The sequence below is a fragment of the Streptomyces sp. NPDC059373 genome (genome assembly GCF_042751495.1).
Classification (GTDB): domain Bacteria; phylum Actinomycetota; class Actinomycetes; order Streptomycetales; family Streptomycetaceae; genus Actinacidiphila.
This window is the reverse complement of the sequence record NZ_JBHYXC010000081.1, coordinates 1-10,862: the sequence shown is the minus strand read 5'-3', so window position 1 is coordinate 10,862 and position 10,862 is coordinate 1. Positions and strand designations below refer to the sequence as shown.

General features: G+C 72.2%; 12 protein-coding genes. All 12 read right to left on the bottom strand.

The genetic code is table 11. The annotated features are described in order from the left end of the window. Nucleotides 1-23: 23 nt before the first annotated feature. Nucleotides 24-1,226 (bottom strand): MBL fold metallo-hydrolase, encoded by a 1,203-nt coding sequence (locus ACFXJ5_RS40660; protein ID WP_384643411.1) that lies wholly within the window; start codon nt 1,224-1,226, stop codon nt 24-26. Nucleotides 1,227-1,343: 117 nt separating this feature from the next. Next, entirely contained in the window at nt 1,344-2,189 is an 846-nt protein-coding gene (locus ACFXJ5_RS40655) for a GNAT family N-acetyltransferase (RefSeq protein ID WP_384643409.1), read from the bottom strand. Between the two features lie 52 nt (nt 2,190-2,241). Further along, nucleotides 2,242-3,336, bottom strand: coding sequence for a glycoside hydrolase family 25 protein (locus ACFXJ5_RS40650; RefSeq protein ID WP_384643406.1), 1,095 nt, complete (start codon nt 3,334-3,336; stop codon nt 2,242-2,244). A gap of 48 nt (nt 3,337-3,384) precedes the next feature. Beyond that, nucleotides 3,385-3,831 carry a PPOX class F420-dependent oxidoreductase gene (locus ACFXJ5_RS40645; RefSeq protein WP_384643403.1) on the bottom strand — a complete coding sequence of 149 codons (447 nt, stop codon included), beginning with the start codon at nt 3,829-3,831 and terminating at the stop codon, nt 3,385-3,387. Between the two features lie 7 nt (nt 3,832-3,838). Beyond that, a complete protein-coding gene (locus ACFXJ5_RS40640) occupies nt 3,839-5,605 on the bottom strand; it encodes a DUF2264 domain-containing protein (protein ID WP_384643400.1) in 1,767 nt (588 codons plus the stop codon). Between the two features lie 142 nt (nt 5,606-5,747). After that, nucleotides 5,748-6,380 carry a GNAT family N-acetyltransferase gene (locus tag ACFXJ5_RS40635; RefSeq protein WP_384643397.1) on the bottom strand — a complete coding sequence of 211 codons (633 nt, stop codon included), beginning with the start codon at nt 6,378-6,380 and terminating at the stop codon, nt 5,748-5,750. Between the two features lie 132 nt (nt 6,381-6,512). Beyond that, the gene (locus tag ACFXJ5_RS40630; protein ID WP_384643394.1) at nt 6,513-7,229 is read right to left on the bottom strand and encodes an SRPBCC domain-containing protein; all 717 of its coding nucleotides are present in this window, start codon (nt 7,227-7,229) and stop codon (nt 6,513-6,515) included. Between the two features lie 2 nt (nt 7,230-7,231). Further along, a complete protein-coding gene (locus ACFXJ5_RS40625; protein WP_384643391.1) occupies nt 7,232-7,837 on the bottom strand; it encodes an ArsR/SmtB family transcription factor in 606 nt (201 codons plus the stop codon). An 84-nt stretch (nt 7,838-7,921) separates the two neighbouring features. Next, the gene (locus ACFXJ5_RS40620; protein WP_384643388.1) at nt 7,922-9,475 is read right to left on the bottom strand and encodes an MFS transporter; all 1,554 of its coding nucleotides are present in this window, start codon (nt 9,473-9,475) and stop codon (nt 7,922-7,924) included. 87 nt (nt 9,476-9,562) lie between these two features. After that, nucleotides 9,563-9,793 (bottom strand): hypothetical protein, encoded by a 231-nt coding sequence (locus tag ACFXJ5_RS40615; protein ID WP_384643386.1) that lies wholly within the window; start codon nt 9,791-9,793, stop codon nt 9,563-9,565. Between the two features lie 174 nt (nt 9,794-9,967). Further along, the gene (locus ACFXJ5_RS40610) at nt 9,968-10,402 is read right to left on the bottom strand and encodes a phosphatase domain-containing protein (protein ID WP_384643383.1); all 435 of its coding nucleotides are present in this window, start codon (nt 10,400-10,402) and stop codon (nt 9,968-9,970) included. A gap of 27 nt (nt 10,403-10,429) precedes the next feature. Continuing rightward, the coding region (locus tag ACFXJ5_RS40605) for a GNAT family N-acetyltransferase (RefSeq protein WP_384643380.1) at nt 10,430-10,862 on the bottom strand (433 nt) is incomplete at its 5' end.

Below are 10,862 nucleotides of genomic sequence, written 5' to 3'. Positions count from 1 at the left end.
GCGGCGGACCGCTGACCGGCCCCTTACGCGCGGGCGCTGTCCGGCTCGGAGGCGCCGTGCGGGGGCTGGGTGGCGGACTCGGGTTCGTCGCTGATCGGCGGCCAGGCCTCACGGGTGGGCGTGGCGATGGCGCGCCACCAGGGGTCGAGGGGGAGGCCGACGGCCGGCTGGAAGGGCTCGCCGGGACGAGGCGCGACAACGGTCGCCCCGGCGAGGCGGGCGGCGGCGACGGTGCCCTCGGCAGGGGCTTCCCAGGGGTGCGGGGCGAGGTTGAAGGTGCCCCAGTGGATCGGGAGCATGACGCCGTGTCCCGGGACGCCGCCCTGGAGGTCGACGTGGGTGCGGACACCCTCCTCGGGTGTCATATGAATGTCGGGCCAGTACTCGCTGTAGGCGCCGATCTGGATCATGGTCGCGTCGAAGGGTCCGAACGAGGCCCCGATGTCCTGGAAGCCGGGGAAATAGCCGGTGTCCCCGCTGTGGTAGACGCGGTGCTCGGGTCCGGCGACGACCCAGGAGGCCCACAGCGTGTGCTGGGTGTTCCGGATCGCGCGGCCGCAGAAGTGGCGGGCGGGGGTGGCGGTGAGGGTGAGGCCGGCGACCTGCGTGGACTCGTTCCAGTCGAGCTCGGTCATACGGTCCTCGGGCACCCCCCACCGCTCCAGGTGGGCGCCGACGCCGAGCGGTACGACGAATCTGGTGCCGGTGCCGGCCAGCGCGCGCACGGTCGGCATGTCGAGGTGGTCGTAATGGTCGTGGGAGATCACGATCGCGTCGACCGTGCCCACCTCCGCGAGCGGCACGGGCACGGGGTGCAGCCGCTTGGGGCCGACGAAGTTGAAAGGCGAACAGCGCTCACCCCATACCGGGTCGAAGAGCACGCGCCGCCCGTCGATCTCGGCAAGGACACTCGAATGGCCCATCCAGGTGAGCCGCAGGCCGGTGGAGGGCGGCGCCGCGAGCTCGGCGAGGGTCGCCTCTGCTCCGTACAGGGGGATCTTCCCGGCGGGGGCGCGGCGGGAGCGCTCCTCCTTGCGGAAATAGGTCTGTACGAACTTGAGCATCGAGCCGGCCGGCGCCATGCGGGCGGCCACCGGGTTGGTGAACACGCCGTCGGCGAAGTTGGGCGACCGCCGGATCCGCTCCATCCTGTCCCCGGAGGGGTCGTCGCCGAAGGCGGGGATGAGAGCGGCGAGCGGAGAACGCTTCGGACTGGAGCCGGTCACGGCACCTCCCGGTAGTCGGCGGTCACGATCGCGCCGAGAGCCGTGGGGCTCCGGCAGAACCAGTATGTACAGCGACAACTCCTACGACGGGCATTCCAGTTCCGCGCCTCCGCGTCGTCATTTCCCGAAGTCGAGGGATACCCGGTCGGATACCGGTACATAGCCGATCCGCTGGTACAGAGCGTTACTCGTCGGATTGGCCAGGTCGGTGAAGAGCAGCACCTCACCGGCACCGGCATCCAGCGCGGCCCCGCTGACGGCGGCCGTCGCGGCGCCCGCGTAGCCACGACCGCGCAGGTCGGAAGGGGTGTAGACGGGAGACACCCGGGCGGCGCCGGCCACCGTGCGCGAGACACCGGCGAGGGAGACGGGGGTACCGTCGATCTCCCAGAGGGTGAGGCCGCCGTAACGGAGGCGGTCGTCCACGTGCCGCTCCCCCGCGGTGTCCGGCGCGCCCAGGTCAAGGGAGAAGGCCTCGAACCACTTCAGCAGCAGCTCCCGGTCGGCGACCGTGGCCACCCGGGCCCGGCCCGGCGGCATGGGGTCGGGCGGCAGCAGCCCGGCCAGCCGGTAGAGGCGGCTGCGCCGGTTCACCGATATGACGGCTCCGGTGCGGGCGCGCCAGGCCTCGGCGAAGGCCTCGGCCGTGCGCTGCTCGGCTGTGACGCCGGGCAGCGGGCGGTCGAGGTCCCACAGCCCGGCCAGCGACGCGGCGGCGTCGCCGGGGAGCGGGGTGAGCAGGGCGGGACGGGGTGGAGTCCGTACGAAGGCGCCCTCGGGGGCGCCGCCGGGGCCGGTCCACCAGCCGAAGAGCGGGGGCTCGTCCCCGTACGCCGTGCGGGCGCCGACGCGCATCGTCTCGGTAACGGTGAGCAGGACGGTGTGCTCCGCGGGACGTGAGCGCAGGAAGTCGCCCGCGGCCGTGAGAAAGGTCTCGACGTCGTCCGTCAGATTCCAGGCCATGCCGCTCATGCTGCCGCCCCCGACGACCGTCCCGCACCCGGTTTTCGGGCGGCTACTTGTCCTGGCGGATCGCCCAGCGGCCGTCGACGGCGGTCGGCGCCGGGAGGCCGGAGGAGCCGTCGGGGGTGATCGGGCAGACCGCGACGTAGACGTGCCGGCCCTTGTCGAGCCCCTTGGAGAAGGGCAGGGAGACGATCTGCTGCCCGGGCGTGGCGAGGACGTCGGCGATGATCTCGTGCCAGGAGCCGACCGACGCGCCGTTCTTCCACTCGTGCACCTCGTAGCGGATCTGGAAGTGGGCGCCCGCCGGGATGCCTTCCAGGACCAGGCGTCCGTTGAAGTCGGCCCAGGTGGAGAGCGGGGAGATGTAGCCGGGGTGGTTACCCGCGGCGTGTGCGTCCTGCGGGTCGGAGTACTCGGCGTCCCAGTTGATGGCGGTCCAGGCGTCCCAGGCCAGGGTCTGGGCGGTGTCCTTGCCCAGGCTGGTACGTATCGGCACGTCGTCCTCCTCGGTGGCCGCGCCGCCCGCCCAGGCGCGCAGCGCGGCGGCTGTCAGGTAGCAGATGGAGCGGTCGATGGGCTTGGAGGTGAACTGCCAGAACAGCGGGTCCCGGCCGGAGGGCCGCGGGCGGGCGGCGGCCTCGGCCTTGGCGTAGGTGGCGCCGCTGGTCCAGGGGTAGCGCGGATACCACAGGGGCGCGTCGGCGGGGGCGTGACCGTGCGAGATGTCGTCGCCCGAGGTGTAGATCCCGACCCGCTGCCCGGGGTGGGCCGCCGCCACCAGCTCGATCCAGCGTTTGGCCCAGGCGGCGATCTGGGCGTGGCTGCGGCCGGCGTAGTTCGTGCCGTCGGAGCGCCGTTCGAGGTCGAGCCAGTGGATGAAGCCGGGTCCGGCGTAGGGTTTCACGGCGGCGGTGTAGTTGGCGGCCTCGTCGTCCACGTTCTGGTTGGGCCAGCCGTAGTGGTAGGCGCCGGGGACGAGTCCGGCGGCCTTGATGGCCGTGATGTGCTGCTTGAAGTGCGCGTCGCGGGTGTGCCGGCCCTCGCTGGCCTTGGCGAAGGCGAAGGAGACGCCGTCCGCCTTGTGGGCCGCCCAGTCCTGGGGTCCCTGGTAGACGGAGACGTCGATTCCACGGCTGGTTCCCATGGCTGCCCTCGTTCGGGTCCTGTCAACTCCGGTACGTACGCCCCCGATTCAAGCACGCCCGGGCTGGCCGTAGGCGCGATCCACGTGAAGCTTCAGCACCAGGCGGCGGTCCTGCACCATGGCGCGGCGGTAGTCGTCCCAGTCGGGGTGGTCCTCGCCCCGGACGGAGCGGTAGAGGTCGATGAGCTCCTCGACGGTGGCGTCGTGGCCGTCGGCGGCGACCGGGGTCAGCTCGGCGGTGCCCTCGGCGACGGTGTAGGACCAGCGGTCGGCGCTGGTGACGTGGTAGCTGGCGCGGGGGTCGCGGCGCAGATTCCGGGTCTTGGCGCGGTCGTCGGTGAGGGAGACGCGCAGGAGCCGCTCCTTGGGGTCGTAGTGGTGGGTCACATTGGACAGCTGGGGTCGGCCGTCGCGCTTGATGGTGACCAGCACGCCGCCGTTGGTGTCGGCGAGGAGCTGGAGAAGGGCGTCCTGGGTTGCGTCGGTGTCGGTCATGTTCGGATCAACGAGCGTCGGGCGGCAACGATTCCACCACGACCTCCGCCGGAGTGACGCGGGCGCGGTGGACGGTGCCGTCCGGCCAGCCGACGGTCACGGCGTGGTCGGTCACCTCGACAGCCGCCAGGGTGTGGAGGGGCGGGGCGTCGGTGTCGGTTTCGGCATCGGTGAGCCTGGCGAGGCAGACGAAGAGGTCGCCGGAGGGGTCGGCCGTCGTACCGGTGAGGGCAGGCGTGGCGGCGGATCCGTACGCCGTGGGCGCGGGCGGCAGGGCCGGGGCGTCGGCGAGGCCGTACAGGGGGTGCAGCTCGGAGCGCAGCCCCGGCCGCGCCGCCCAGCCGGTCTGCCGTACGGCCGTGCCCGGACGGGCGCCGGTGACCAGGTGGACGCGCACCTCGACGGCCCCGCGCGCCAGCACCAGGCTCACCACGTCGGCGTCGCCCGCCCGGGAGCGGGAGGCGGCCCAGCCGTCGCCGGCGCCGAGCGGCCGCAGGTCGGTGCGGTCGGTGTCGGGCAGGCCGAAGCGGTTGTCCGCCGGCCCGGGACCGGTGGCGGTGGAGTAGGCGAGCCGCGTGTAGTGCGGGTCGTAACGGGGGTCGCTGGAACCGTGGTTGTGCAGCCGTACGATCCCGTCGGCGACGGTGGACTGGATCAGCCAGTTGGGGGCCCGTACGGCGGTGACCGCGTCGGCGAGCTCGGCGGGGCCGGGCTCCTCCACCGCCGTCCACACCTCGTGCTCCGGCGGCAGCAGCAGGCCGACGAAGCCCTTGCTGGCCCAGTAGGGCGAGGCCGGGCCCGAATAGGCCTGCAGTACGCCCTCGTACGGGCCGTGCCAGCCCAGCGACAGCAGCCCGTCGGGCCCGGCGGCGCCCCGGTCGAGGAAGTAGCGAAGCGCGCCGGAGGCCAGCCGCCGGGTGGTGCCGGGGGCGAGCGGGGTGTGGCCGGTGAGGGCGCCGAGCCAGAGGGGTGCGGCGGCGGCCATGCGGTAGGTGAGCGAGCGGCCCTGGTGGACGGGCGCGCCGTCGGCGCCGAAGAGGCGGGCGTAGTCGGCGAGATGGAGCCGCAGCCGCTCGCCGTAGAGGGCCAGGCGGTCGGGGTCGGCGGAGAGCCAGGCCTGAAGGGCCGGGTAGAGGTGCATGGCCCAGCCGTTGTAGTAGTCGTAGGCGGGGCCGTCGCCGTCGGTGTACCAGCCGTCGCCCTGGTACCAGCGTTCGATGCCTTCCAGGCCCTTGGTCACGGCTTCACCGTCGCCGAGGAAGCCGGCGACGGTGACCGGGAACAGCTCCCAGTTGCAGGGCGGAGTCTCGGCGGTGACGGCCGGCCGGAGCCATGCGGTGGCGCGTTCGCGTACGGAGTCGTCGAGCCGGTCCCAGAGCCAGGGCCTGGTGAGCCGCAGGCACAGCGCGATCGAGGCCGACTCGACCAGCGGCTGGCTCCAGTCGGCGATCACCGGCCAGTCCTCGGGGCCGTCGCCGCCGGGATTGAGGGTCCCGGCGGCGAGCCCGTCCGCGTATCGCTGCATCAGCCCTGACGGATCGTCGCCTCCCGCCCCCGCCACCCGGAAAGCGGCGAGCAGGAAGGTGCGCGCGTAGCCCTCCAGCCCGTCGGACCGGGCGCCCGACGAGCTGTGGCGGCCGCCGGGCAGGTGGTACAGGGCCCGCCCCGGCGTCGCGTGCGGTTGGACGGCGGTCAGGAGCCCGTCGGCGACGGCCTCCCAGTGCGCGCGGGTCCAGCCCGTGCGGGGGCTGAGCGCCCGGTCCTCGGGCGGCATGGGGAAGGGATTCACGGTTGCCGTACGGCCTTTCCCGGGATGAGGTGCTGGTGGTCGGTCCGCCGATGGTGGGCCGTCGGGACCATACCTCCATGGAGCAAGAAGCGCTTTCCAGGGTCCGTCGGCAAGGTTTCGAAACGGCTCACGCCGGGCCGGGTTCGGTCTCCCGCCCCAGATAGGTCAGCGGCCCCGCATCGGCCACGGCGATCTCATGGAACCCGACCCGGTCGTAGAACAGGCGAGCCGCGGTGTTCGCCGTCGCCATCCCGAGGTGGACCGACCCGACACCCTTTCCCGCGAGCGCGGCAAGAAGGGCCCGCATCAACCCGCGCCCGAGCCCCGCCCGCTGGTACTCCGGCAACAGGTCGATGTGCAGATGCGCCGGATAGCCTGCCAGCTCCGGCACGATCATCCGCTCCGGGTCCCGCAGCAGCCCGATCATCCCCTCCGCCGGCGTCCGGGGCTCCCCCACCACCACCGCGTACCGGTCCTCCACCTGGGGCAGCCACTCCTCCCGGAACCGCTTCACGAACGCCGCGGTGTCCGCGGTCCCCACGATGTACCCGACCGCCCGGCCGGTCTCGTCGGCCGCCACGAACGCCAGTTCCGGCTCCAGCTCGGCGTACGGCCCGGCGAAGATGTCCGGCAGCAGATCCGGATCGTCCGGGTAGAGGTGCCGCGCGTCGCCGCCCACCTCCCCGGTGCGTACACAGATGTCGTACAGCGCGGCCCGGTCCCCGGGCACGTACGGGCGAACAGCGGCTCGTGAGGTCATAGGTCCAGCGTGGGTCCCGCGGGACCGCTCCCACAAGGCATTTACCGGGCGCCGCGCAGGGCGCGTAGCGCGCTCAGCGCGAGCGTGTCGCGGCTCCGCGGCACGCCGACCATGCCTCGCGGTCACCGCCCGCTACGCGTACAGGCCGTCGAGCCAGGACTGCCAGGCGTGCAGGGTCTTTTCGGGGTCGACGTCGTCCCGGAAGAGGTGCAGGGAGACGCCGACGGGGGCGCCGAAGGCGTTGCGGCCGAAGAAGCGGTAGAGGGCGTCCTCGGTGCGGAGGCCGACGAAGTCGGGGTTGAGGTAGTCCACGACCGCGTCCTGCGGCTCGATGCCGGGGAGGGCGACGTGGAGGGTGTCGTCCTGGGCCGTGCCGTCGCCGATGCCGAGCTCGCGGCGGAGCGTACGGAAGCCGTCGGGTGATGCCGAAGCCGCAGGCGCGTCCGTGGAGACGTACGTGACCGGGCGCCGGCTGAAGTGGGTCAGGTACTGGGCGAGGGTGTGCAGGTAGAAGTCGGTGTGCTTGGCTGCGCCGTCGTACTGGTTGTCCCAGTCGTCGGTGAAGATCCCGCTGTGGACGTAACGGAACCACGTGGTGCCGCCGTCGCGGCCCTCGACAACGTGCTCCAGCTGGTTGAAGAAGCCGCCCTCGCCCTCGACCCGGGTGACGAAGTGGTTCGGCGGGTCCCAGACGGTGACCTTGCCCCCGAAGGCGGCGTCGCCGCCGACGCGCGGCTCGAACTCCATCGGCCAGAGCCAGCCGCCGGTGCCGGTGGTGATCGCGTCCCAGTACTCCTGGGGGGTGCTGCGGACTTCACCTTCGCGGCTGATCTCGAATTCCTTGGGCATGGCTATGACTCCTCGTGGTTCGTCTTGGGACTCTTGAGACTGGGGTGCAGGGCGACGACAAGACGGTGCTTGCGGCCGCTCTCCGCGCTCCCGTCGTGGTACTTGGCGACCAGGCCGCCGACGGCGTCGGTCAGCTCGGCCGCGAACGCGGCGCGGTCCGCGGCGGAGGCGAAGCGGACCTCGCTGTCGATGGCGTACGTCGCGAGCTTCCGCTTGGCAGCGGTCGCGCCGACGATCAACTGGCCGACCTCCTGCACCAGGCGGGCGGCGAGCGACAGCAGCCAGCGCGCGGACAGCTGGTCCGGGGAGCGGGAGGGATCGGGGGCCACCTGGGGCAGTGCGGCCGGGGAGATGACGTACGAGGCGGCGGTCGCCCGCAGCACCCGCTCGGTGCAGTTGCCCTTGCGGCGTTCCTCGACCAGTTCGACCAGGCCGTGCCGCTCGAGGGCCTTGAGGTGGTAGTTCGCCTTCTGGCGGGACAGGCCCGACGTCGCGGCCAGCGTGCTCGCGGACCCCGGCTGGGCCAGGGCGGCCAGCAGACGGGCCCGTATCGGGTCCAGGCTCGCCTCGGCGGCGGCCGGGTCGTCGATCACTGTCACATCAAGCATGCGACCACCGTGGCACCGACAACTTTTTTTGTCAAGGAAGGCCAAACCGTCGGACCACGGGAGGCAGGGGCAGAGGCGGAGGCGTCAGTCGCCGGGTTCCACGGCCGCCGGAGCGACCGGCGCGGCTGCGGCGCCCTGCAGGCGCTCCAGGTCCGACGGCCGGACCTGGATCACGAGCAGCGCGATCAGCGCCGACACGATGGTGAAGGCCGCGGCGACCAGGAACGCCGTGGTGATCCCGGTGGTGAGCACCTGGTCGCCCCAGGGCGGAGGGAGCTGTCCGGTGCGCTGGAACACCAGCCGCTGGACCGGCGTCGCCTGGGCCAGGAAGGAAGGCACTTGCTGCACGGCCTCGTTGCGGCTGGCCGTGCCGAAGACCGTGACCAGGATGGACAGCCCGAGCGAGCCGCCCACCTGCTGCGTGACGTTGAGCAGCCCGGACGCCGCGCCGGACTCCTGCGGGGCGACGCCGGAGACGGCCATGAGTGTCAGCGCGACGAACTGCAGGCCCATGCCGAGGCCGAACAGCAGCATCGGGCCGAGGATGCTGCCCGCGTACGTGCTGTTGATGTTGGTGAACGTCAGCCAGATCAGACCGCCCGCGGCGCACAGCGAGCCGAAGACCATGAGCGGCTTCGGGCCGAACCTGGGCAGCTGCTTGGACGAGATCCCGGCGCCCACCGCGATGACGGCGCTTATAGGAAGAAAGGCCAGCCCGGCTTCGAGCGGGCTGAAATGCAGCACGTCTTGCACGAAGAGCGTGAGGAAGAAGAACATGCCGAAGATCGCGGCGGCGAAGCTGAGCATGATGCCGTACGTTCCCGCCCGGTTGCGGTCGGCGAACATGTGCAGCGGTGTGATCGGCTGTGTCGTACGCCTTTCGATGGCGATGAAGACGGCGAGGAGCACCACGGCAACCCCGAATGCGCCGATGGTCAGCGGGTCGCGCCAGCCCTCCTGGGCGGCGCGGATGAATCCGTAGACGAGCAACGCCATGCCGAGTGTCGAGGTGAGCGCTCCGGCGAGGTCGAAGCGGCCCGGGTGGCGGGCGGACTCCTTGATGACGCGGGGCGCGGCGAGGGCGATGATGATGGCGATCGGCACGTTGACGAAGAAGATCCAGCGCCAGTTGAGCCATTCGACCAGCACCCCGCCCGCCAGCAGTCCGATGGCGCCACCGCCGGCCGACACTGCGGCGTACACCCCGAACGCGCGGTTGCGGGCCGGGCCTTCGGTGAAGGTCGTGGTGATCAGCGCGAGCGCGGTGGGGGACGCGATGGCGCCGCCGACTCCCTGCAGGGCGCGGGCGGCGAGGAGTTCGCCGGAATTCTGGGCGAGGCCGCCGAGCAGTGACGCCAAGGCGAAGAGCAGCACGCCGAAGATGAACACCCGTCTGCGGCCCAGGATGTCGCCTGCGCGGCCGCCGAGGAGGAGCAGGCCGCCGAAGGTCAGCGTGTAGGCGTTGAGTACCCAGGACAGGCCGGTGGTGGAGAAATTCAGTGCCGTCTGGATGTGCGGCAGCGCGATGTTCACGATGGTGATGTCGAGCACCACCATCAGCTGGCAGGAGGCGATGACGGCGAGTGCGGCGCCATTACGTCCCGAGCGTTCCGCTGTCTTCTGCGTCGAGGTCGTCATGGCGACCCTCTGCCTGTTGCCGGGCTTCAGTGAACGGTGACGTTCACTCGTTCAACGCTAGGACCCCGCTCCCCTGATCGCAATTTCTCACCCGTACGGATCCTTGGGCCGCCACTGGCCGGTCACGGTGACCCAGGCGTCGGCGGGCGGGGCCGGGGTGCCGTGCATCTCGACCTTGAGCACCTGGGCGTCGGCGGCGCAGCAGGTCACGACCAGGCGCCGCCGCCGGGGCCACCCCCGCCCCCCCATCAGACTCCCCGCCACCGGCACCGAGGCGCACTCACACCCCGGCAGCACCACCCCGGCCAGGCCCGCCACCGGCCGGCAGCACCCCCCGCACGGCCGTCGCCACGCTCCCGGCCGTCCACGCCGAGCTGCGGGGAGCTCGTCCTCTGCCACGTCGCTCATTTCCCGTACGTCCATCAGGCCCCACAGGCTATCGGGGGTCACCGCCGCGGCAGACAGACGTCCGGGGCCGGGTCGGCTTCTTGATCAACAATCGGGGAAGCGGGAGACGAAGCGGCGTTGCCAGGGCGTTTCGACGGCGCGGTGGGCGTAGTGCTCCCGGACATAGGCGACGGCCTCGCGGTTGGGTACCCCGTCGAGCACGGCGAGGCAGGCCAGGGCGGTGCCGGTCCGGCCGTATCCGCCGCCGCAGGCGACCTCGACGCGCTGGGACTCGGCGCGGGCCCAGGCGTCGCGGAGGGCGTCGGCGGTGGCCCTGCGGTCGGCGGGCAAGCGGAAGTCGGGCCAGCGGAGCCAGCGGGTTTCCCAGGCGACGGAGGGCGGCTCGTGGCCCAGGAGATGGAGGGCGAAGTCGGGCAGCGGGCCTGCCGGGAGGGGGCGGCGCAGGCCGCGGCCGCGGACGAGGCGGCCCGACGGCAGCCGCAGTACGCCCGGCGCCGTGGGCTCCCAGGTGGCGGTCACGGCGCGAGCGTAGCTCCTCGGTCCCTGTCAGAGCGCTTTCTGGAAGAAGCCGCCGGGGAAGCGCTTGGCCGGTCCGAAGGGCGGGATGGGGGTCCAGCCGGTCTTCTCGTAGAGGCGTACGGCGTCGGGCTGGAGGGGGCCGGTGGAGAGGATCAGGCGGTCGGCGCCGCGCCGCAGGGCGATGCGCTCCAGGGTGGCGAGGACGGCGGCGCCGACGCCCTGGCCGCGGTGGGTGGGGGCGATGTAGAGGCGCTTGACCTCGGGGATGCCGTCGAAGAACTTGAGGTTGGCGGTGCCGACGCCGTGGCCGGTGCGGATGTCCTCGGCGACGACGGTGGCGATGACCTGGTCGGGGGCAGGGTCTGGCCGGTGGATCTCCGTGGGAGAAGGAGCGTGGTCTGGCGCCTGCGATCGGGAGGGGGAGGGGGGGGGTGACGGGGTGGGGCGTGGTGGGAGGAGT

What these genes read in the sequence shown, in the direction of transcription:
- ACFXJ5_RS40620 (WP_384643388.1), bottom strand. Translation starts at nt 9,475, where the DNA reads ATGACGACCTCGACGCAGAAGACAGCGGAACGCTCGGGACGTAATGGC.
- ACFXJ5_RS40630 (WP_384643394.1), bottom strand. Translation starts at nt 7,229, where the DNA reads ATGCCCAAGGAATTCGAGATCAGCCGCGAAGGTGAAGTCCGCAGCACC.
- ACFXJ5_RS40650 (WP_384643406.1), bottom strand. Translation starts at nt 3,336, where the DNA reads ATGGGAACCAGCCGTGGAATCGACGTCTCCGTCTACCAGGGACCCCAG.
- ACFXJ5_RS40640 (WP_384643400.1), bottom strand. Translation starts at nt 5,605, where the DNA reads ATGCCGCCCGAGGACCGGGCGCTCAGCCCCCGCACGGGCTGGACCCGC.
- ACFXJ5_RS40635 (WP_384643397.1), bottom strand. Translation starts at nt 6,380, where the DNA reads ATGACCTCACGAGCCGCTGTTCGCCCGTACGTGCCCGGGGACCGGGCC.
- ACFXJ5_RS40655 (WP_384643409.1), bottom strand. Translation starts at nt 2,189, where the DNA reads ATGGCCTGGAATCTGACGGACGACGTCGAGACCTTTCTCACGGCCGCG.
- ACFXJ5_RS40625 (WP_384643391.1), bottom strand. Translation starts at nt 7,837, where the DNA reads ATGCTTGATGTGACAGTGATCGACGACCCGGCCGCCGCCGAGGCGAGC.
- ACFXJ5_RS40645 (WP_384643403.1), bottom strand. Translation starts at nt 3,831, where the DNA reads ATGACCGACACCGACGCAACCCAGGACGCCCTTCTCCAGCTCCTCGCC.